The organism is Rummeliibacillus sp. G93, assembly GCF_023515935.1.
In the GTDB taxonomy this organism is placed as follows: domain Bacteria; phylum Bacillota; class Bacilli; order Bacillales_A; family Planococcaceae; genus Rummeliibacillus; species Rummeliibacillus stabekisii.
In genome coordinates this window covers 2,622,453-2,643,510 of sequence record NZ_CP097314.1, presented here as the reverse complement: position 1 = coordinate 2,643,510, position 21,058 = coordinate 2,622,453, and the positions used below count along the sequence as shown (strand labels likewise).

The following is a 21,058-nucleotide window of genomic DNA, read 5'->3' as shown; positions in this document are numbered from 1 at the left end:
GAAAAATATTTGTATTACTTATTCATTAATTTAATAATATGTTCCTTTGGATCCCAGCAATCAAATTTATATGCTGGTTTGGTTTCATAACCAAGCCTTGAGCAATAATATTTCATTCCTTCTGCTACTCTCTCCGCTTTGAAATGCTGACATGTTGCACAGCAATGGAAATCCTTCATTATAGGAACCTCCGTCTCTACTAATTTGGTATTAACTTTATCACATCGCCATTGGCCACGAAAGATATAAAAAACAAATGGTTTCTATATTCTATGTATTCATTGTTAATAGCATTAGGGGTAATATTATATCCGCTTTTAAAGAAGGAAAAAGCAAGGGTAAGTGGTTTTCAAGCGTACACCGAGGGGTAATTAAAATCTGTTAGTAGTAAAGATTAATAATATTGCAAAAATATATTGCGTATGCGACATAATTCGATTATATTTTTAGTAGCCAAAATGAGTGGCTATTCATCAAGGGGAGACAGGGGGAAGAAGTTTGAATGAGTTAAAGGGGAGCAACACAAATCAAGGATTACAAAGAACGATGAAAGCACGGCATTTGTTTATGATATCACTGGGGGGAGTTATCGGATCGGGTTTATTCTTAGGCTCCGGTTATACAATTAGCCAGGCAGGGCCGGCTGGTGCTATTCTTTCATATTTAGTTGGCGGATTTATCATGTTCTTAACGATGTTATGTTTAGGTGAGTTATCTGTCGCTATGCCGGTTTCTGGTTCGTTCCAAACATATACAACAAAATTTATTGGTCCTGGCACTGGTTTTGCACTAGGCTGGCTTTATTGGTTAGGCTGGTCTGTTACAGTTGCGCTTGAGCTGTTATCATCTGGCCAGCTGATGCAACGATGGTTCCCAGATTCGCCAGTTTGGATATGGTGCGCTATATTCGCCATTGTATTATTCTCATTGAATGCGCTTTCAGCTCGAGCTTTTGCTGAAACCGAATTCTGGTTCGCGAGTATTAAGATATTCGCTATTATTGCGTTTATCGTTTTAGGAGGAGCAGCGATTTTTGGTTTAGTCCCAATGCATGGTGGACAAGCTGCACCGTTTTTGAGTAACTTCACAGCAAACGGCTTTTTGCCGCATGGTATAGGTGCACTGCTTATTACAATGATAGCTGTTAACTTCTCATTTCAAGGAACAGAGTTAATTGGGATTGCTGCGGGTGAAAGTGAAGAGCCAGAGAAGACGATTCCAAAATCAATTAAGCAAACGGTTTGGCGTACGCTGTTTTTCTTTGTATTAGCTATCTTTGTTGTAGCAAGCTTGATTCCAATGAAGCAAGCAGGCGTGGTAGAGAGTCCGTTCGTTGTCGTATTTGATAGTATCGGTATACCATATGCTGCAGATATAATGAACTTTGTCATTCTAACAGCATTATTATCAGTCGCAAACTCAGGAATATATGCTGCAACACGTATGTTATATGCTATGTCTACTGAGAAAATGGCAAGCCCTGCACTGACAAAGTTGAATAAACGTGGTGTTCCAATTAATGCACTTCTATTAACAATTGGCATTGCGTTATTATCCTTACTTTCAGGATTCTTTGCAGAAGAAACGGTATTCGTTTGGCTATTGTCGGTCGCTGGATTAGGTGCTCAGGTTGGGTGGATTTCTATTTCCGCTTCACAAATTGCATTCCGCAGAAAATTTATTCGCGAGGGTGGTAAAGTGGAGGATCTGAAATTTAAAACGCCACTGTTCCCACTTGTTCCAATTGTTTCGTTAACATTAAATTGTATTGTATTGCTCAGCCTTGCTTTTGATTCTGAACAACGGCTGGCACTGTATCTAGGAACACCATTTGTTATCGTATGCTATCTGATTTATCATTTCAAAATTAAAAAGAAACGTGAAAACTTAGGTGTAGGCGAACAACAACTGCAATTGAAAGAAAATAAAACAATGACTGTCTAACTGACATGTAAATCTTCAATCTCTTCGGAGGTTGGAGATTTTTTTATTTTGAATGGATGGTGGGTTTGAGTTAAAAATAATCGGTTATAAAAAGAGTTGGAGAGAGATATGGGTGAGCAGATAAAAACTAAGGAGAGAGTAGAAATAAAAAAGTACTACATGCTTCATTGATTATTTTAAAAACATCTGTACTGAAAGATAAATTTCTTAAAAAAGGGCAATATAAAAACATATATAGCGCTTGCTTAATTAAATGCTTTTATAAAAGATTATTTACCGAAGAGGAGTTGTTTATGTGGATCAAGACAATTTAACAATAGAGCCCGGCGATATTAATGTTGTGAATTCGAAAAAAACACGAAAAGCAGTAGTAGCGACGGGCATTGGAAATGCGATGGAATGGTTTGACTTTGGCCTGTATGCTTATTTGGCTGTTACGCTAAGTGAACTCTTTTTTACAGGTGTAGGTAACAGTGGTCTGCAATTAATCTTTACGTTTGGTACTTTCGCTGTTGCCTTCCTTGTGCGGCCAATTGGGGGAATTATCTTTGGGCGGATAGGTGATCTTCATGGGAGAAAAATTGTATTAAGCGTCACCATTATTATGATGGCCTTTTCAACTTTGATTATCGGTCTATTACCTACGTATGAAAAAATTGGTGTCTGGGCTCCCATTTTATTGTTGCTTGCCCGTATGATTCAAGGTTTCTCCACAGGCGGCGAATACTCTGGCGCCATGGTGTATATTGCAGAATCTTCCCCTGATAAGAAGCGAGGAAGGTGGGGAAGCGGTCTTGAGATTGGTACACTCGTCGGCTATATTGCAGCCTCAGGCATTGTGACTTTACTGACAGTATTCTTATCTGATGACCAAATGAATTCCTGGGGATGGCGATTGCCGTTTCTGATTGCTGCACCGATCGGACTGATTGGTTTGTATCTTCGTCGTCATCTAGAAGAATCTCCAGTTTTTGAGGAGATGGAACAAGCGCAGGAGGATGCATCACAGCCAACCTTTAAGGATATTGTGAAGCATTACAAGAAGGATTTGCTGTTAAGCATAGTGATAGTTGCCTTTTATAATATTACCAACTATATGATTTTATCTTATATCCCATCTTATTTGACTGAGACGCTGAAGATTAATCAAACGGCTGGGTTAATTATTTTGCTTATTGTAATGGTGCTAATGATTCCGCTTGCGTTATATTTCGGACGGCTTAGCGACCGTATAGGCAACAAGAAAGTTGTGCAAATCGGTTTAATTGGCTTATTAATCTTTGCCATCCCAGCTTTTTGGATGATGGGTACAGGCAGAATAGGCTTCGTCTTTGTTTCCATTTTGCTGCTCGGCCTGTTTTTAAGTTGTTATGAAGGTACAGTGCCTTCTTTGTTGCCATCATTATTTTTCACAGATGTTCGTTACCGTGCATTAGCAGTATCGTTCAATATTTCCGTCTCCATCTTTGGAGGAACGACCCCGCTTTTAGCTTCATATCTTGTTCATGCGACCAATAATACTCTCTCACCTGCTATTTATTTAGTCGTCGTCAGCTTGATTGGCTTGATTGTATTTACATGGTTATTCACTAGCACTTCTGGGATTGCCCTAAAAGGTTCATACCCAACGGTCGATACAAAAAAGGATTTCAAGGATGTTCTAAGACAAGACCCGGAAGAGGCTTTATGGTGGAAGGATGAAACCATTGAAGCGAAAGAGAACAATAAAACAGAAGGTACTTAAGTAAAAAAGGCAATGCAGAAACGTCTGCTTGCCTTTTTTGTTTATAAAATGCCGACCAAATTGTTATTGTATTTTTATGCAGGATACGTTAGCATTATCGTTATTAACTGAATTAACAAAAAATTAGTAGCGTATGATTAAAAGAGTAATTGGAGAGTCGGAATTATGAAGGGAATGAATAGAAAGACAGGTCTTACACTTGTCATTATCGGAGCAGTGCTTTGGGGGATTAGCGGCACGGTTTCGCAAAAATTATTTCAGCAATATCATGTCAATGTGAATGGACTTGTGACGATACGGCTGCTAGTAGCAGGTGTTCTACTTTTGGGGATGCAATCTTTTAGAAGTACACGTTCCCACGTTTTTGACGTATGGCGAAATAAATGGAGTGCCCTTCGGCTACTGATCTTCGGGCTTCTCGGCATGCTTGCGGTTCAATATACATACATGGCATACATCAAACACGGTAATGCAGCGGTGGCGACATTGTTGCAGTATTTAGCGCCAGTAATGATTATTCTTTACTTATTGCTCCGTAGACAAACAGTTTTTTCACGACATGATGTAGCAACTGTTTTGCTTGCATTGATGGGCTGTTTTTTACTACTGACGAATGGATCAGTTTCCAATCTTTCAGTGCCACCTGTTGCTGTTGTCTGGGGCCTATTATCTGGGCTTGCATTGGCTTTTTATACTTTGTATTCAGTGCCTTTACTTGCTCAGTTTGATTCTCAGGTGATCGTGGGCTGGGCCATGATTATTGGCGGAGTCGCGCTTAGTTTGATTCATCCGCCGTGGCAAATAGACTTTTCAAGTTTTTCCCCAGTTGCATATATGTATTTACTATTCGTCATTGTATTCGGCACGATGATTGCATTTTGGTTTTATATCGAAAGCCTTCAAAGTCTCTCCCCAAAAGAAACCAGCCTTTTTAGCAGTTTAGAACCTCTGGCAGCAGTACTTACAACTGTATTTTGGTTAAGAGAACCTTTTGGTATCTTTCAATGGGTTGGAACGCTCTGTATTTTTGGAATGATTTTGTTATTGGCATTTCAAAAGAAGCCTTCTTCTAAAGAAAAGAAAGTTGTAGAAACAAACTACAATGAAAAGAGTGATGTGGGATAATGATTACGTTTAAGGATATAGACCGACATAATTTTATGAATGTCATTAATTTGAAAGTGGCGGATGAGCAAAAAAACTTCGTAGCAACGAATTTATTTTCACTTGCACAAGCAAAAGCTTATCCGGAATGTATTTGCTTAGCTATCTATGCTGAGGAGGTTCTAGTCGGTTTTACTATGTATTGTATTGATGCGGATGACGGAGAGTATTGGATTTACCGTTTAATGATTGATGCGCAATACCAGGGGAAAGGGTACGGGAAGGCTGCTATGAAAAAACTGATGAGCTTAATCCAAGAAGATACAGCTCATCATATGATTTATCTAAGCTTTGAGCCAGAGAATGAAGGAGCAAAAGCACTGTATGAAAAATTGGGCTTTAAAGGCGATGGTAGAGTAATCGAAGGGGAAATTGTGTATAAGTATAGCTATTAATAGATGAATTATCAAAAGTTGATTTAAACGGTGTGAAAACGGGAATCTACCTAATAGATTCCCGTTTTTTTATTCTATAGAGAAGTTGTTCTTACCGTCTTGTTTGATGCGATACATAGCATTATCGGCCTTTGTAATGAGAGAAAGAAAATCTTTACCGTCATCCGGATAAACGCTAATTCCAATGCTGCCTGTCACACTGATTGTATGACCTTCAATTTCAAATGGCTGCTTAAAGGCCTCTAAGATGCGTTGTGTTTTTTCCTTTATGCTTTCTATATCCCAAATATCTTCTAAGATGAGAATAAATTCATCTCCACCATAGCGGCAAATAAAATCGTTCTTCTCTACATAGCTTTCTAAGTGTGCAGCTGTCATGACAAGCAATTGATCGCCGATTTCATGGCCAAGCGAATCATTAATGCTTTTGAAATTATCCAAATCCATGAATAAGAAAGCAACTCTTTTCTTGTCAGTCGTATCTTCAATGATAGTTGCCATTTTTTTATGCAAAAAGCGTCTATTAGGTAAATTTGTAAGCTGGTCATAATGAGCTTGGTTGTAGATAACCTTTTCTAGCTCTTTTCTTTCGGTTATATCGTGTGCAATAGTTGACAGGAATTCCACCGTACCATTTTCAGTTTTATGAGCGACTAGCATGTGGGAAACCGGTATTTCAATACCCTCACCATTTATAACGGTTGTTTCACCTTTCCAATAGCCTTTTTCTATTGCTGTAGGAATGCCTTCATTTTTAATAAAATCAGTCAACCATCTACTCGTTACAGATTGAATATTTTCCTCCGTAATGCCAAGAATGTTGCGTGCGGCTGGATTGTAATAGAAGCTATTTCCGTTGATATCTAAAGTTGCAATAAAACTAGGCGAAGCATCTAAAATTTCTATTAGCTGTTTCTGTTTTTGTTCTATTAGTTTTCTTTCAGTGATATCCCGGTCTACCCCTATATAGCCAATACATTCACCTTCGTCATTTAAAATAGGAGAGCCGCTCGTTTCTAAAATAACTTCATGCCCATCACGATGCAAGTTAATATTTTCTAAGCTGTTAATTGGCAGCTTGTTCGCAACGTGATACTGAAAAATGGGTCCTATCCGCTCTCCCTCATCTGGTTCCATCAAATCGAATGGAGTTCGGCCTATTATTTCATCTGGTGTATAGCCTAAAATCTGTTCAATTTGCGGACTTGCGTAGGTATAAACTCCATTAGCATCCACTTCCCATATCCAATCACTTACTTGCTCCACAAGCTTGCGATATCTTTCATCATCTGCTTGAAGAGTAACATTACTCAATATATGTTTTTCCATAAATACCATCCTAAAATTTCTAATTGTAAGAAAGATTATAGCAAAAAATGGTGAAAAGACTATATCTTTTTTTCTAAGAAATGTTAAAATTTTTTATTTTGAAAAAGTAAAGTCTCAGAATCTTTTAGTTGCTGTCTAGTTTATTAAATCGCATGAAATAGAGGTATACGAGCTTTTTGGTGAAGAATCATATACCGATAATCTAAAACTATGCTAACCGCTTTTTTATATTTATAAAAGATTTAGAGGTTATTTTCAGCAATTGAGGGGTAAGTAACAATATAACTTGCTTTGGAGAGAGGAGAGATGAAGCATGAAAAAAACATACATATTTACCTTGTTAGGCTTGTTATTGATCGGTTTGCTTTCTGGATGTGCAGAAAAGGAAAAGCTTAGCGATGGCACAGAGCTAGTTGAGAAAGGTAAGTTTATATATGCTGCTTCCGGAGAGTTCAAGCCATTTAGTTATATGAAGAAAGACCTTACTATGACAGGTTTTGATATTGCAGTAGGAGAGGCTGTTGGTAAGGAATTGGGTCTTGAACCGGTACAAAAAAGGATGAAATTTAAAGGGTTAATAGAAGGGATTAAAACAGGTAGAGCGGATGTTGCTGTTGCCAGTCATACGATAAATGATGCTCGTGCAAAGCATGTCGCATTCTCTACACCTTATTATTACTCTGGCCCACAAATCTTTACAAGGCCAAACAGCAAAATTAAAACAACTAAAGATCTAAAGGGCAAAGAAGTGGCGGTTGCCAAAGGTTCTACGTATGCAGACATTGCTGGTAGATATACGAAAAATGTCAAAACATACGATAGTGACATTACAGCGTTAAAAGCGCTTAGCATGGGGCGCCACGATGCAGTAGTGACGGACTTTGTTACAGGTAAAAGTGCGAAGAAGGAAGGCTTTAAGATTAAAGGCCAACAATTAATTGAACGAAGTGAACAAGCTATTGTATTGCCGAAAGATAATCCGAATCTTCTTAAACGTGTTAATGAAGCGCTGGATCATCTGCGTGACGATGGCACACTTGCTAAAATCAGCAAAAAATACTTTGGCCAAGATATCACCAAAAAGCCAGAATAATTACTAGATATTAATAAGGAAGGAAGTGGGTAACATGCCTAGCTTTTCACATTTTTTTGACACACTTATAAGCAGCAAAGGTTTATTTATAGATGCGATGATGGTCACCCTCGAATTGACGGTTGTATCTATTTTAATCGGTATTATTTTTGGGTTATTCTTTGCCCTACTAAAAATTTCACGTATTAAAGTTCTTGGTTATATTTCAAATTTATATGTATTCCTTGTGCGGGGGACTCCGCTGATTGTACAAATCTTTATTCTATACTTTGGTTTTAGTGGTATTTTCTTAATCTCAGATTTCTGGGCAGCAGCATTAGCGCTTGCTTTCCATAATGGGGCATATATCGCTGAAATTTTCCGCGGGACTATTCAATCTGTGGACAAGGGACAAATGGAAGCAGGTCGTTCTCTTGGGATGACTAGAAGTACGACTATCCGTCGAATTATTCTTCCACAAGCATTCCGAAGAGCATTGCCACCACTTGGCAACCAATTCATCATCGGTCTGAAGGATTCATCATTAGCTGCCTTCATTTCCATGAATGAGCTGTTCAACGTAGCTACGACACTTGGTTCCAATAACTTTGATGAGATGACGTATTTATTGATTGTAGCCGTGTACTACTTAGTACTTGTTGCAATATTAACATTAGCTGTTAGCTTGTTTGAAAAGAAATTAGCAGTGAGCGACCGATAGGAGGTTACTAGAATGAGTGAAAGAGAAATGATACGAATTGAACACTTAAACAAGTCTTTTGGTGATTTGCATGTTTTAAAAGATATAAATCTTTCTGTACATGAAAGTGATGTGGTTTGTCTTGTCGGGGCATCTGGTTCGGGGAAGAGTACATTATTAAGATGCTTGAACTTTCTAGAAAGAAAGGATAATGGGAATATCTTTATCCAAGGCGACAACATTATGCCAAAAACGCATGATATGAATGAGGTAAGACAAAGAGTTGGCATGGTTTTTCAGCATTTTAACTTGTTCCCTCATAAAACAGTCATTGAAAATATTATTGAAGCACCAACCGTTGTAAGGAAAGTATCAAAAGAAGAGGCAATTGCTGAAGCAAAAGAATTACTTAAGAAAGTTGGACTTGAGGATAAAGCAGATGTCTATCCAAGCAAACTATCCGGCGGTCAAAAACAAAGGGTAGCGATTGCTAGAGCACTTGCAATGAAACCGGACATTATGCTTTTCGATGAGCCTACATCCGCGCTAGACCCTGAGCTTGTTGGTGAGGTATTGGCGACGATGAAAGAATTGGCTGATGAAGGGATGACAATGGTTGTCGTAACGCATGAGATGGGCTTCGCACGTGAGGTAGCGGATTGGATTGTCTATATGAACGAAGGTCAAATTATCGAATTAGACCGTCCTGAAGAATTCTTTGAAAATCCAAAAGAAGAACGGACGAAGGAATTCCTAAAAACCACCGCGCTTAAATAATCATAGGTAATGATATTTAAAAGGATAGAAGAGCTTGAAGTAACTTGCTCTATCTATCCTTTTTTATTTTTGTTATTGGCATTCACAAGGGGATTTGGATTTTATAAATCCTCTCGATAAATACATAGTCTGATCAAGATTTACATGTTTTCAGATATTGATTGATATATTATATCAATTGCTTTCCGAAGATCGTCTTGGTCCATTGCTAATATAGGAATGAATGTCAATACTTGATCCAATTGTCGTATTATAAGCCCTTTTTTTCGTGCTGTTTGTACAATATTATCAAGTTTATTTTCTTCAAGAGGAAATACAGCCTTTGTTTTTTTATCTTTAACAATTTCTATACCTACCATTAATCCTCTTTGACGGATATCCCCTACAATACTCAACCTATGTAACGCTTTTAATTGTTCATGGACGAATAATGCATTAACTTGAACTTTTTCAAGTAATTTTGTTTCCTCAATTAATTGTATATTTCTTAAGGCAACTGAACAGCTTAACTGGTTACCGGTATATGTGTGACCATGATAAAATGTTTTATGCTCATTTTTTTCACCTAGAAAAGCATCAAAGATTTTTTTACTCGTAATCGTTGCTGCAAGAGGCATATAGCCACCAGTAATACCCTTTCCACAACATAGAATATCAGGTATAACTCCTTCCTGTTCACAGGCAAACATTGTCCCGGTTCTACCAAATCCAACTGCTACCTCATCACAAATAAGAAGCACATTGTATTTTCTACAAAGAAGCTCTACTCCCTTTAAAAAATCTTGAGGATGTGTGATAATCCCTGCAGCTCCCTGTACTAAAGGTTCAATAATAATGCCGGCTATTTCATCAGATTTCTCTTGAAGGAGGTTTTCCAATCTTTGTAGGCAAAAGTCTCTGACGTCTTCGGCTCGATCAAATTCTGTCATCCGATACACGTAAGGTGTAGGTAATGAAACTCGTTTAAATAGCAATGGTTTAAAGATTCGATGATACAAATCCATACCGCCCACACTAACAGATCCAATTGTATCGCCATGGTACGCATCATCTAAGGAAATAAATGTATTCCTATTTTTGTATTTAATGGGATCGATATTTTTCCAATATTGGTAAGCGATTTTTAAGGCAATTTCAACAGAGGCAGAACCTGTGTCAGAATAGAATACTTTGCATAAGTCACCAGGTGTAATTTCTGCTAATTTTTTTGCTAGTAGGATTGAAGGAACATTAGCAGACCCTAGCAAAGTAGAGTGAGAGAGTTTGTTTACTTGGTTTATCAAAGCATCATTTAACTCAGGAACATTATGACCGTGAACATTCACCCAAAGTGAAGCATAACCATCTAAATATTTATTGCCCTCAATATCAAATAAACAACTTCCTTGTCCCTTTTCAATAATCAAAGGTTTACTTTGTTGATAGTCTCTCATTTGTGTAAATGGATGCCATACATATTCCTTATCCCAGAATTCTAAATCCTTGGTATTAGTGGTATTCATAAAGGAAAACCTCCTCTAGCTGTTGTTTAAATATTTTAGACTGAATGGAGCGTACTGAATGGTCTTCCAATTCGTCCTTGACGTTTTCAAGAAATGGAAGAGTGAATATAGGCAGCTGTACGATCCGTTGGAGGGTGTTCAAGTTGTCTTGATGGATAATGTTTGTTTCTTCAAATGAATTAAAAATTATTGACTTAATAGGTACGTTATATTGTTCTGCATATTCATTTGTAGTTAAAACATCGTGAATAGAACCCAGTCCACTTCGGCTAACAAGAATAGCGGGTATATTCGCTTCATTAATAAAGTCTTTAGTCATATAAAAATCGTTTTCCCGTTCAATTAAGGGAACAGCGAGGCCTCCAGCCCCTTCTACTAGTACAATATCATTTTCTTTCTCTAAATCTTTCATTCTTTGGAGGATTGATTCAATATCCACATCCATAGCACCTCCCTGTAGCTTAATTGCTAGATGAGGTGAAGTTTCAGCTTCAAAAGTATAGAATCCAGCATTTTTAATACCAGTAACAGTCGAAAACCAATCTAAATCCGGATATGTATTAGTTTTCTTAATTAATCCTGTTTGAAAAGGTTTAAATACTGTTGTTTTTATTCCAAGCTTATTTAATGCAAAAAACAAAAATCCAGTACTAATTGTTTTTCCAATTTCAGTCCCTGTGCCTGTAATAAATATTGATTTCCCCATATTTCTATGCAACTCCTTGTTTAATTAATAAGTTTTACTCTTAAACGCAATTTATAGATGATGACCGCACTAACAGCAGCAAGCACTACATCACCGGGAGCGGGAAGGTAGAAACCAAATATCAGTGTTTCATGAAAAGATAGCGGTTTTTCAATTACCCACTTCATTATTCCGTAAAGCCATGTGCATCCGCATACATACACAACAAGCAGTGTACCTAAGTTTGCTAAAAAGATAGACGGAATTTTAGTTAATCTAAATCTTTGAATGAGCCAACCATTTACATAAGACCCCAGTACAAACCCAATTAAGTAACCAAATGTTGGCTTAAGAACATATAATGGACCACCTCCTCCAGTGAAGATTGGTAATCCAACTAATCCTATTAACACATAGCAAAGTTGACTCAAACTTCCGATTTTCGGTCCTAAAAGAGAACCAGCAAGATAGACAGATAGAATCTGTAATGTAAAAGGGATAAAGGGGATTGGAATCTTAATAAACGCCCCTACTGCAGTAAATGCAGCGAATAGTGCCGTAAAAGCAATTGTTTTATTTTTCATGTTTTAACCTCGGTGTTTTATTTTCCTTGAATATTATTCTGCATGATTTATAATTTATATGTCAACCAATTTGTTTTTTTGGTTAACATATATTGAGTGATTCTATTAAAAGGGGAAATGTACATGATTAAAGAAAAAGTACTAGAAGAATTGGCGGAACAAGTGATAAAAGGGAAGGCATTAAATAAAGATGAAGCACTTTCACTGTTGCGGATAGACGATAAAGATGTTTTAGCATTAATGAATGCGGCTTATAAAATTCGATCCTATTACTTTGGTAATAAAGTGAAATTAAATATGATTATTAATGCGAAATCAGGCCTTTGCCCAGAAGATTGCGGATATTGTTCACAATCAATTGTTGCAGAAACGCCAATAGAGAAATATGCGTGGCTTACAAAAGAGACGATTATCCAAGGTGCCAATGAGGCCATCTCTCGCAAGGCAGGTACATACTGTATTGTTGCATCTGGTAGACGCCCTACTGATAGGGAAGTAGCCCATGTGATTGAGGCAGTAAAGGAAATTCGCGATACAACAGATTTAAAAATTTGTTGCTGTTTAGGATTTTTAAAACCAAATCATGCCCAAGCATTAGCAGATGCGGGCGTGCATCGCTACAATCACAATATAAATACACATCGTGATCAATACGAGGAAATTTGTTCAACACATACGTACGACCAGAGAATTGATACAGTACAAGAGGCAAAAAAGGCAGGGATCTCCCCGTGTTCTGGTGCTATTTTTGGAATGGGGGAAAGTGAAGAGCAACAGGTAGAAATGGCCTTTGAATTGCATGATTTAGATGCCGATTCAATCCCATGTAATTTCCTTATCGCCATAGAAGGAACACCATTGGGTGGAAAAAAAGAATTAACGCCTGTGCAATGCTTAAAAATTCTTGCTATGATGCGTTTTATAAACCCAACGAAAGAAATTCGTATTTCTGGCGGGCGAGAAAAAAACCTTGGAACCCTTCAACCTTTAGGGCTATTTGCGGCTAATTCCATCTTTGTGGGAGATTATTTAACTACCAAAGGACAACAACCGTTAGATGACTGGAAAATGATTGATGATTTAGGATTTGAAATTGAGGAATGTGCTTTGTAAAAGGAGCTTATTTATTACAATGAGGATTAGATTTTTGGCACCCATTATCTTATCGGGAATATCTAGCAATAATTCTTTGTAGAAACAACTAGCAAGCTAGGAATCTCATCCTAGTTTGCTTAGTTTAACCAAAGCATTATGGGAAGGGTAATAAAAGGCAAAAGGTCATTGTCAGTTAATTCCCTTAATAAAGTAAACATTTATGGTAATATAGATCTAAAAATTGCAAATTGTAAGAACGACTGTTTAGAAAGAGGGAGAAAAAGTGGCATATTGTAAAGCTCGACAGGCAGAAATCTATTATGAAGAGATAGGTGATGGTACACCAATTTTATTTATACATGGATTTACACCTGATCATAGATTAATGAGTGGTTGTATGGAACCAATATTTACTTCAAGGGATGGATGGAAAAGGATTTATGTCGACTTACCGGGAATGGGGCTAACAAGGAATTATAAAGAAATTAGTAATACCGATGATATGTTAGATACGCTTATAGATTTTATTGAAGTAGTCCTTCCTAATCAAGAATACATAGTTGTAGGAGAATCTTATGGTGGCTATTTAGCAAGTGGACTTATTGAAAAACAAAAAGATAGAATACTTGGGGCTGCTTTTATTTGCCCTGTTATTATTCCTCGACAAGGCAATAGAGACGTTGAGAAACATACAATATTAAGAAGAGACGAGGCATTTATAAAAAAATTATCAAAGGAAGAATTAATGAACTTTAGTAGTAATCAAGTAATACTTGATGAGTACAATTGGTTACGCTATAACAACGAAATTTTAGCAGGATGTAAAATTGCAGATGAGCAATTTTTGGAGAAAATTAAGAATAACTATGAATTAACAATTAAAGTCCATCAGACTATTTTTTCTCGACCTAGTTTATTTCTTTTAGGTAGACATGATTCTTCTGTGGGATATAGGGATGCGCTTAACATTATGGAATACTATCCAAGAGGAACATTTTCAATTCTGGATAATGCAGGTCATAATTTGCAAATCGAGCAATCCACTCTATTTAATTCATTGATCAATGAATGGTTAGATAGAACAGAAGAATTATTATAAGTTCAGTCTAATAAATAAAAAAAGGTACATCACTATATACAGGTGATGTACCTTTTATCTTTTGCTAATCATAGCACTACATTCATTTAACTAAAATTTTGCAGGTATATTCCTGAATTTTAGGTGTAAGCAACGTTAAATTGTCTTTCTAGCCTAAAAATAATGGTAGCCCCGTTGCCAAGAAAATAATTGCCGCGAGTATGATCCAAGAAAGCGGGTGAGCCCAGTTATTTGTCCAGCCTACGCCAAATCGTTTTTCCAAAAAGATAGCTGGGTCATTGCGATTGAAATAAAAGACTCCTAGCTTCCAATGCTGGTCATCATCTCGATCAATTAAATCTCCATTTACTGTAGAGACCACACTTCGAACACGGCTTCCGCCTTGCCCTGTTGTGATCGATAATACAATAGCTCCAATGCAAATGACTAAAGTAAAGAGAATCGGTCCATATAGTTGCAACTTGCTGTCAATCTGATAAAAAAGTGATAGCTGTGGCACCGTTAAAATAAGAATCAGTGCAAGGCCTGTTAAAATAGTAAACAATGACCATCTGCGTCGAAAGATAATGTTTTTTTGCAAAGACTCCTCAGGATTTGCAGAAGATACCTGTTGTTTTGCTTTTGCAATCACGACATTAATGAAGAGCATCAATAATGTTAGATAGATTTGTTAATCGGCATCAGCATGACAGAACGATAAGATTTGGTCGACCAGCTTGTAACTTCGCCATTAAAGTCATACTGCATAGGAAAACGAGAAGGAATATCATCAAAATGTAATAATGTAAAAATCAATGTGGCGAAAGATATGGCTAAATGAATAACAAACCAGTAGTTAGAGTAAGTGAGCTTTTGATGTCTGAACTGTGTATTAATAGTGATCTTTTGCGGCTTCCTCATCCAATCAGGATTTTGTTCTTTTAACTTTTTCATCTTTCCATGGAAGAAAAGATAAAGGGCAAAGGATGCAGCAAGAAAAATGAATATCATGGCAGTGTACAAGCCGGCGATTTTATTCTCGCTCATCCCAGAACCTAACCATGCAAGGATGGCAGTTAAGATAATGGCAAGGACACTGGCTGACCAAGCGTATGTTTTACGCATTTGTTTAATGTTAGATTGTACATAAACTTCTTCAGGAATAGAAACACCAAAGCTTTCTGTTTTTCGTGTCCAATAGGGAATAAAAATAGTTGGAATAAATAATGGAACCAACATAAGAATTAAAAAGATGAACATCAACTCTCACTCCTTTTCTCGAAATTCTTATAAATTTGTAAACAAAGCTTTTGAAACTCATCAAGGGATACATCCCTGCAAATACTTTCGGCTATTAAGGGACGGAGCTTGGCAGATAGCATAGTGTAGTAGGATTCATCTGCTTTTTGAACACCATCCGGGTGGATAACCACGCCTTTTTGTCGATGAATCTGGATAAAGCCTTCTTGCTTTAACTGTTGGTATGCTTTATTGACGGTATGAAGATTGATACCTAGATCTGCGGCTAGGGATCTGACAGACGGCAATCCTTCACCTGGCTTTAACTCTTTTTTAGCGATTCCTTCAATAATCTGTTGTTTTAATTGTGTATAAATGGGTTCTTCAGTTTCAAGATCAAGAGAGATAAACAAACTTTTCACACTCCTTTTTTGTGTTAACTGTTATATATAATGTATAACAGACAAACAAAGGTGTCAACATATTTTCTGAAAAATATAAATCCGTTCTATTGTTTAGTAAAAAAGGGGAATAAGTGATATATGCCAATCGTAGTTAGTAAATGAAGTGTGTTTTTAGAGTTGTTCATGATAGATAGTGAATCAGGCTAGACGATGTTTGAACCTGGAGGGTGACAATTAACGAGTGAGCAGCGAAGAAATTTAGGATGAACTATAGTCAAATGTATACTTTTTTCAGATTCCCTAATACTAATTCAGATTATCTAGTTAGCAGGAAGGGAAGAGAGAAATTTGGCAAAGCACTCAGATACAAGCTGGAAACAAGACCATCTCAGCACATTATTCGGTAATTCTGTACAAAAGGCAGACCGCATGTTAAAAATTGCGAAGTCACATCCAGAGGAAATCGCGGTTGAGCATGCATTTGATCAAATTGCGCACAGCGAAAATGCGAAGAAAAATGCAGAGGAATATGGAGAGCATCTTGATATGGTAGAGCTAAATGCAAAACAATTAGAGCTCATCAAGAAAGATTTGGAGCAAGTACAAAAGATGATTAAAGAATAATAATGTAAAATCCCCACCGGAAAAAATGGTAGGGGATTTTTAAATGGCGATGTTAGTTTTAATGGTCTTTTGAAGAACTTCGAATGTTCTCTGCAACCAATTGAAAGTCCTCCAGAAATTTTGACCATAGATTTGGACGTCGTCTTACCGCGAAAGGATGATAGGCGACAGTAGTTTGAAAACCGCGCACATCGTAAAATTTCCCTCGTAATGTTTTTACATCTGCAGCTTCATCTTGAAAAAAAGACTGGACTGCCACATTCCCAAGACAGAAGACGAGCTTTGGATTTGTAATAACCAATTGTTGTTGGAGATGTTGGAGACAGATTTCGCGTGTTCTTTCTTTATCATATGCTCGCTTTGGCTTTCTTTTAAGCACATAGGTGACATAGAAATCATCTGCTGACAATCCCGATTCATGTACGGCTCTTTGCAGCGTTTGGCGTGTAGTACAAACGTAAGGGTGTTCTTCTCGATTTTCTCGTTCTCCAGGGTTATCCAATAGGATAAGGATAGGTGCCTTCGGATTTCCCTCGCCCCAAATCATACGAGATCCTTGCTGGAAGAGGCCGCAGTCCTGGCAGTTTTGCTGGCTTTCCGGTGTTGGATCTTCTGGCCATAAGCAAAAATTCAACTAATCTCCCTCCCTTATGTGTATTTTTGTATTTAAGTTATATTGTGCTCATTTGTTTTAAAAAAATAGCCTTACTATAGAATTATCCTTGACCCTTACGCAACGGAAAGGCTTATGATTTTTATTAAAGAGAAGGGAGGGTGTGGAATGGAATATAGCGTGAAAGAATTAGCGGAGCTGTCAGGAGTGAGCAGTCGAACACTTCGTTATTATGATGAAATCAGCCTTTTAAAACCAGCGCGCTGGAGTGAAGCAGGCTACCGAGTTTATGAAGAAAAGCAAGTGGATTTGCTGCAGCAAATTTTATTTTATCGCGAACTGGGGATTGAACTGAAGGAGATTAAGAGAATCGTATGCGATCCTTCTTACGACCAACTGGAAGCGTTAAAGGGTCATTATCGAGAATTAGAGCAAAAGCGCAATCATCTCGATCAATTGCTTAGTACGGTAAGACAAACAATTAGTAGCAGGGAGAGGGGAATAAGAATGAGTGATTCAGATAAATTTGCAGGTTTCAAAGAACAATTAATAGAAGAAAACGAAAAAAACTACGGCAAGGAAGCACGTGAAAAATATGGTGAGTACACCATTGATGAGAGCAATGCAAGATTGAGGGATATGTCGGAAGAGAATTTCGAAAAGATGAAGGCTCTTGAAGAGGATATTTTTCAGTTGCTGAAAGAAGCTTACGCGACGGGGAATCCAGCATCAAAGAAAGCACAAGAGCTAGCTGATAAACATAGACAGTGGCTGTTATACTCATGGAAGAGTTATTCAAAAGAAGCGCATGCAGGGCTAGCGGAAATGTATGTGGCAGATGAACGATTCAAGGCATATTACGAGAAAGTGGTTCAGGGTGGAGCGCAGTTCCTAAAAGAGGCTATTTTAAACTATGTTGCATCAGAATAAGTTTATGTGGGGCGCATTCCTAATGGGAATGCGCTATTTTTCATTCTTTTGTATAAAACTATTTAAATTTAACCATTCCTTTACTTACTAAAGTTATCATTGATATAATTTAAAAGTTATATAAGCATAAGATTCTATCTGAATACGTAAAATCGCTTCATCAGAATGATTTCTTTTTTAATAAAGCGAATAGCACCTGAAGTCTAGCGGGGACGATTCGGACGTACATGCTAAATTCAGTTAATATAGGAGGGGAAACATGGACAACTTAAACAATATCGTAAATAGCACGAATGAGTATCTCTATTCATATGTATTGATTATTTTATTAATCGGGGCAGGTCTCTTTTTTTCGATTCGAATGAAATTTATTCAATTTCGTATGATTCCTGAGATGTTTAGGCTGCTAACAGAAAAAACGCCAACAGACTCATCGGGGAAAAAGGGGATTTCATCCTTCCAGGCCTTCACCATCTCTGCGGCATCCCGGATTGGGACGGGCAATATAGCCGGGGTTGCTACAGCAATTGCTATTGGTGGTCCTGGAGCAGTTTTTTGGATGTGGATGATCGCCCTAATTGGCGGTGCATCAGCTTTAATTGAGAGCACATTAGCACAAGTGTATAAAGTGAAAGACAAAGAAACGGGATTATATCGCGGTGGTCCAGCCTATTATATGGAGAAGGGGCTTAATAAGAGATGGATGGGTGTTCTCTTTGCCATCGTAATTACATTAACATACGGCTTTGTTTTCAATGCGGTACAAGCCAATACGATTACGATTGCGTTTAAGGAAAGCTTTGGAGCAAACCGTTTAGTAGTGGGCATAATCTTGGCTGTGTTAACAGGTATTATCGTCTTTGGCGGTTTGAAACGAATTGTTAGTGTAACACAAGTTATCGTACCTGTTATGGCTATTGCCTATATTGCAGTTGCATTTCTTGTTATTCTGCTAAATATTACTGAACTACCGCATGTATTGCTGTTGATTATCAAATCTGCCTTTGGCTGGGAAGAAGCCTTTGCAGGGATGGTAGGCGCAGCGGTGATGCAGGGAATCAAGCGTGGTTTGTTCTCAAATGAAGCTGGGATGGGTTCTGCGCCTAATGCAGCAGCCACTGCTTCTGTTACGCATCCTGTTAAGCAAGGATTAATCCAAACATTGGGCGTATTCATCGATACAATCCTTGTATGTACTTCGACAGCTGCCATCGTTTTACTGAGTGATGCCTATATGCAGAATGATGCAAAGTCTGTAAACCTAACACAACTTTCTTTAGTATCAAACCTAGGCGATTGGGCAGGAATATTCTTGGCTATAGCAGTATTTTTATTTGCTTTTAGTACGGTTATTGGCAACTATTACTATGGTGAAACAAATATAGGGTTTATTAAAGACTCTAAAACAGCTATGTTTATTTTCCGTATTTTAGCGGTTGGCTTTGTGTTATTTGGTTCTTTAGCTAAAGTCGATTTAGTTTGGAATTTGGCGGATCTCTTTATGGCGATGATGGCGATTATCAATTTAATTGCTATTATATTGCTATGGAAGGTTGCAAAACCAGTCATTCGCAACTACCTTGATCAACGGAAACAAGGGAAAAACCCAGTGTTCTATAAAAAAGATGTCCCAGAAGTGGGCGATATTGAATGTTGGGGAGAAGACGAAGAAAATCGTTAAACATTAGAACACATTCCATTAAGGAATGTGTTCTTTTATTTTGTTGAGAAATAAATGATATTATTTTACGATATTTTATAAAAGCGAATTGTTATTTATTGTTAAATTAGTCATTTAGGTATTTATCTTTAAGTAAATAATTGGCGTATAATGTTTACAGATAATATATAAAGGGTAAATGTTAGGTCATATGGCTTAATAATATATAGTGAAAGCAGATTATACATATAACTTTTGAATTGATTTTTTAGTAGGTTTTTTGATATCAAGGTCTAAAAATAGGGGAGGTAATCTTTTGTGATAGGGTGGTTTTCTTTTTTTTCAGGCTTGCTAGGTGGGGGGATTATTAGCTTAATAGTATTGGGAAATAAGATGTTGAAATGGAAAGGTACTTATAATGAAAAGAAAAAGATTAGCCAATTGGTAGAAACGTCAAAAGATATTATTTATTGTTATCAAGTGAAACCGGAGAAGAAATTCCAATATCTTAGCCCTTCTATTAAAACAATTTTGGGAACAAATCCTATGCAAGAAGCTTATAGCAATCCAAATTGGTTGTTTGATATTATTCATCCGGATGATTACAATCTACTCCAAAATAAGATAAATGGAAAAATGGACTACAGCAAACCGATCATTCAACGCTGGAAAAACAGTAAAGGAAAGTATATCTGGCTTGAAGAAAATGCAACACCTATTCTTGAAAACGGAGAATTTATTGGGGTTCAAGGTATTGTGCGGAACATTGATGAAAAAGTCAAATTGCAGCATGAGCTGGAATACCAGATTGCCCATGATCCACTAACGAAAATTTATAATCGGGCCTATTTCCAAAAACAAATGAAAAAGTATAATGAACAAAAAAATGTTCCAGTGGCTATTTTGTTATGTGATCTAGATGGTTTAAAGTATATGAACGACCATTTTGGCCATGAGCAAGGCGATTCTTTTATCATTGCATCAGCAAAACTTCTAAATTACTATTCCACTAGTGAAATCATTGTAGCCCGCATTGGCGGCGACGAATTTTCAATTATTATGGTAAACGCAACAAAGGAGAGTGCGCAAAAGCTTTATAGTGACTTGCATAAAGACATTGAACAGTACAATGAAAATAATGTTAGTGTAAAAATCAGTATGTCTATCGGCCTTTCCTTTGCCGAGAATTCGTATGGACAAATGGAACATCTTTTAGGACTGGCGGATCAGCACATGTACAAGAATAAAAAGCAAAGAAAAAGAAAACGCCTATTAGTGGAGTGTTGAGTTGGATCAATCTAACCGTGTTAGTAGTATAAAGACAACAGTTTTTCTAGCGGAGGAGACAATTGTTTGCTGTATTAACACGATATTTTCAATCTTTTTGTACAATATTGCTACTTATTGTTTATAGATAGCTTACCGATATGATATTTAGTTTTGGAGGCATTTTCATGAATAACTTATTATGATACACTAAGGATAGAAAAAAACTGATACAGAAAAGGTGTTTGATCAG

At 37.2% G+C, this 21,058-nt stretch carries 22 protein-coding genes; 13 read left to right on the top strand and 9 right to left on the bottom strand.

Going from position 1 to position 21,058, the window contains the following annotated elements; all coding sequences use genetic code 11:
* Positions 1-14 precede the first annotated feature (14 nt).
* Complete coding sequence (locus M2M59_RS13320; RefSeq protein WP_158512601.1) at positions 15-179, bottom strand: hypothetical protein; 165 nt, start codon at positions 177-179, stop codon at positions 15-17.
* Between the two features lie 367 nt (positions 180-546).
* Here M2M59_RS13320 and M2M59_RS13315 point away from each other — a divergent pair, with 367 nt between their 5' ends.
* The 4 genes from M2M59_RS13315 to M2M59_RS13300 all read left to right on the top strand — a co-directional run bounded on the left by M2M59_RS13315 (position 547) and on the right by M2M59_RS13300 (position 5,247).
* Entirely contained in the window at positions 547-1,944 is a 1,398-nt protein-coding gene (locus M2M59_RS13315; RefSeq protein WP_147197362.1) for an amino acid permease, read from the top strand.
* Positions 1,945-2,239: 295 nt separating this feature from the next.
* Complete coding sequence (locus M2M59_RS13310; protein WP_147197308.1) at positions 2,240-3,688, top strand: MFS transporter; 1,449 nt, start codon at positions 2,240-2,242, stop codon at positions 3,686-3,688.
* 165 nt (positions 3,689-3,853) lie between these two features.
* The gene (locus M2M59_RS13305) at positions 3,854-4,813 is read left to right on the top strand and encodes an EamA family transporter (RefSeq protein WP_249774819.1); all 960 of its coding nucleotides are present in this window, start codon (positions 3,854-3,856) and stop codon (positions 4,811-4,813) included.
* Positions 4,813-5,247, top strand: a complete 435-nt coding sequence (locus M2M59_RS13300; RefSeq protein ID WP_249774818.1) for a GNAT family N-acetyltransferase — start codon at positions 4,813-4,815, stop codon at positions 5,245-5,247. The genes M2M59_RS13305 and M2M59_RS13300 overlap by 1 nt, the downstream gene beginning before the upstream one ends.
* Before the next feature lie 69 nt (positions 5,248-5,316).
* Here the strand turns inward: M2M59_RS13300 and M2M59_RS13295 are convergent, their stop codons facing one another.
* Positions 5,317-6,576 carry a sensor domain-containing protein gene (locus tag M2M59_RS13295; protein ID WP_249774817.1) on the bottom strand — a complete coding sequence of 420 codons (1,260 nt, stop codon included), beginning with the start codon at positions 6,574-6,576 and terminating at the stop codon, positions 5,317-5,319.
* Positions 6,577-6,889: 313 nt separating this feature from the next.
* On the opposite strand from M2M59_RS13295, the gene M2M59_RS13290 reads away from it, so the two are divergent.
* The 3 genes from M2M59_RS13290 to M2M59_RS13280 are packed head-to-tail and all read left to right on the top strand — an operon-like array spanning position 6,890 to position 9,125.
* Positions 6,890-7,669 (top strand): transporter substrate-binding domain-containing protein, encoded by a 780-nt coding sequence (locus M2M59_RS13290; RefSeq protein WP_249774816.1) that lies wholly within the window; start codon positions 6,890-6,892, stop codon positions 7,667-7,669.
* 34 nt (positions 7,670-7,703) lie between these two features.
* Complete coding sequence (locus M2M59_RS13285; protein WP_066789878.1) at positions 7,704-8,369, top strand: amino acid ABC transporter permease; 666 nt, start codon at positions 7,704-7,706, stop codon at positions 8,367-8,369.
* Positions 8,370-8,381: 12 nt separating this feature from the next.
* A complete protein-coding gene (locus tag M2M59_RS13280; RefSeq protein WP_305882086.1) occupies positions 8,382-9,125 on the top strand; it encodes an amino acid ABC transporter ATP-binding protein in 744 nt (247 codons plus the stop codon).
* A 140-nt stretch (positions 9,126-9,265) separates the two neighbouring features.
* On the opposite strand, the gene bioA is transcribed toward M2M59_RS13280, so the two are convergent.
* From bioA to M2M59_RS13265, 3 genes are read right to left on the bottom strand one after another with little or no spacing between them, the layout of a single operon-like run.
* Complete coding sequence (gene bioA, locus M2M59_RS13275; protein ID WP_249774815.1) at positions 9,266-10,627, bottom strand: adenosylmethionine--8-amino-7-oxononanoate transaminase; 1,362 nt, start codon at positions 10,625-10,627, stop codon at positions 9,266-9,268.
* Positions 10,614-11,333 (bottom strand): dethiobiotin synthase, encoded by a 720-nt coding sequence (gene bioD / locus M2M59_RS13270; RefSeq protein WP_249774814.1) that lies wholly within the window; start codon positions 11,331-11,333, stop codon positions 10,614-10,616. The genes bioA and bioD overlap by 14 nt, the downstream gene beginning before the upstream one ends.
* 20 nt (positions 11,334-11,353) lie before the next feature.
* Positions 11,354-11,896 (bottom strand): biotin transporter BioY, encoded by a 543-nt coding sequence (locus M2M59_RS13265; protein WP_066789871.1) that lies wholly within the window; start codon positions 11,894-11,896, stop codon positions 11,354-11,356.
* Between the two features lie 117 nt (positions 11,897-12,013).
* Between M2M59_RS13265 and bioB the strand changes: the two genes are divergently transcribed.
* Both bioB and M2M59_RS13255 read left to right on the top strand, forming a co-directional pair.
* On the top strand, positions 12,014-13,009 hold the full coding sequence (gene bioB / locus M2M59_RS13260; RefSeq protein WP_249774813.1) for a biotin synthase BioB: 996 nt from the start codon (positions 12,014-12,016) through the stop codon (positions 13,007-13,009).
* 265 nt (positions 13,010-13,274) lie between these two features.
* Positions 13,275-14,090, top strand: coding sequence for an alpha/beta fold hydrolase (locus M2M59_RS13255; RefSeq protein ID WP_249774812.1), 816 nt, complete (start codon positions 13,275-13,277; stop codon positions 14,088-14,090).
* Positions 14,091-14,238: 148 nt separating this feature from the next.
* On the opposite strand, the gene M2M59_RS13250 is transcribed toward M2M59_RS13255, so the two are convergent.
* From M2M59_RS13250 to M2M59_RS13240, 3 genes are all read right to left on the bottom strand, one after another.
* Positions 14,239-14,670 (bottom strand): DUF5808 domain-containing protein, encoded by a 432-nt coding sequence (locus M2M59_RS13250; RefSeq protein ID WP_249774811.1) that lies wholly within the window; start codon positions 14,668-14,670, stop codon positions 14,239-14,241.
* Positions 14,671-14,747: 77 nt separating this feature from the next.
* The gene (locus M2M59_RS13245) at positions 14,748-15,329 is read right to left on the bottom strand and encodes a DUF1648 domain-containing protein (RefSeq protein ID WP_249774810.1); all 582 of its coding nucleotides are present in this window, start codon (positions 15,327-15,329) and stop codon (positions 14,748-14,750) included.
* Complete coding sequence (locus M2M59_RS13240) at positions 15,329-15,721, bottom strand: GntR family transcriptional regulator (RefSeq protein ID WP_249774809.1); 393 nt, start codon at positions 15,719-15,721, stop codon at positions 15,329-15,331. The genes M2M59_RS13245 and M2M59_RS13240 overlap by 1 nt, the downstream gene beginning before the upstream one ends.
* A 339-nt stretch (positions 15,722-16,060) precedes the next feature.
* Between M2M59_RS13240 and M2M59_RS13235 the strand changes: the two genes are divergently transcribed.
* Positions 16,061-16,336, top strand: a complete 276-nt coding sequence (locus M2M59_RS13235; protein ID WP_249774808.1) for a hypothetical protein — start codon at positions 16,061-16,063, stop codon at positions 16,334-16,336.
* 58 nt (positions 16,337-16,394) lie between these two features.
* Here M2M59_RS13235 and M2M59_RS13230 read toward each other — a convergent pair whose 3' ends face one another.
* Positions 16,395-16,970: a uracil-DNA glycosylase gene (locus M2M59_RS13230; RefSeq protein WP_249774807.1), complete on the bottom strand. Its 576-nt coding sequence runs from the start codon at positions 16,968-16,970 to the stop codon at positions 16,395-16,397.
* Positions 16,971-17,117: 147 nt separating this feature from the next.
* Here M2M59_RS13230 and M2M59_RS13225 point away from each other — a divergent pair, with 147 nt between their 5' ends.
* The 3 genes from M2M59_RS13225 (at position 17,118) to M2M59_RS13215 (ending at position 20,826) form a co-directional block, all read left to right on the top strand.
* Positions 17,118-17,879: a MerR family transcriptional regulator gene (locus M2M59_RS13225; protein WP_249774806.1), complete on the top strand. Its 762-nt coding sequence runs from the start codon at positions 17,118-17,120 to the stop codon at positions 17,877-17,879.
* A 259-nt stretch (positions 17,880-18,138) separates the two neighbouring features.
* Positions 18,139-19,560: an alanine/glycine:cation symporter family protein gene (locus M2M59_RS13220; RefSeq protein WP_147197286.1), complete on the top strand. Its 1,422-nt coding sequence runs from the start codon at positions 18,139-18,141 to the stop codon at positions 19,558-19,560.
* 297 nt (positions 19,561-19,857) lie between these two features.
* Positions 19,858-20,826 (top strand): sensor domain-containing diguanylate cyclase, encoded by a 969-nt coding sequence (locus M2M59_RS13215; protein ID WP_249774805.1) that lies wholly within the window; start codon positions 19,858-19,860, stop codon positions 20,824-20,826.
* Positions 20,827-21,058: the final 232 nt, after the last annotated feature.

Coding starts and splice junctions, on each gene's coding strand:
- M2M59_RS13225 (WP_249774806.1), top strand. CDS start 17,118: ATGGAATATAGCGTGAAAGAATTAGCGGAGCTGTCAGGAGTGAGCAGT.
- M2M59_RS13220 (WP_147197286.1), top strand. CDS start 18,139: ATGGACAACTTAAACAATATCGTAAATAGCACGAATGAGTATCTCTAT.
- M2M59_RS13285 (WP_066789878.1), top strand. CDS start 7,704: ATGCCTAGCTTTTCACATTTTTTTGACACACTTATAAGCAGCAAAGGT.
- bioD (WP_249774814.1), bottom strand. CDS start 11,333: ATGGGGAAATCAATATTTATTACAGGCACAGGGACTGAAATTGGAAAA.
- bioA (WP_249774815.1), bottom strand. CDS start 10,627: ATGAATACCACTAATACCAAGGATTTAGAATTCTGGGATAAGGAATAT.
- M2M59_RS13315 (WP_147197362.1), top strand. CDS start 547: ATGAAAGCACGGCATTTGTTTATGATATCACTGGGGGGAGTTATCGGA.
- M2M59_RS13300 (WP_249774818.1), top strand. CDS start 4,813: ATGATTACGTTTAAGGATATAGACCGACATAATTTTATGAATGTCATT.
- M2M59_RS13245 (WP_249774810.1), bottom strand. CDS start 15,329: ATGTTCATCTTTTTAATTCTTATGTTGGTTCCATTATTTATTCCAACT.
- M2M59_RS13265 (WP_066789871.1), bottom strand. CDS start 11,896: ATGAAAAATAAAACAATTGCTTTTACGGCACTATTCGCTGCATTTACT.
- M2M59_RS13320 (WP_158512601.1), bottom strand. CDS start 179: ATGAAGGATTTCCATTGCTGTGCAACATGTCAGCATTTCAAAGCGGAG.
- M2M59_RS13305 (WP_249774819.1), top strand. CDS start 3,854: ATGAAGGGAATGAATAGAAAGACAGGTCTTACACTTGTCATTATCGGA.
- M2M59_RS13290 (WP_249774816.1), top strand. CDS start 6,890: ATGAAAAAAACATACATATTTACCTTGTTAGGCTTGTTATTGATCGGT.
- M2M59_RS13280 (WP_305882086.1), top strand. CDS start 8,382: ATGAGTGAAAGAGAAATGATACGAATTGAACACTTAAACAAGTCTTTT.
- bioB (WP_249774813.1), top strand. CDS start 12,014: ATGTACATGATTAAAGAAAAAGTACTAGAAGAATTGGCGGAACAAGTG.
- M2M59_RS13295 (WP_249774817.1), bottom strand. CDS start 6,576: ATGGAAAAACATATATTGAGTAATGTTACTCTTCAAGCAGATGATGAA.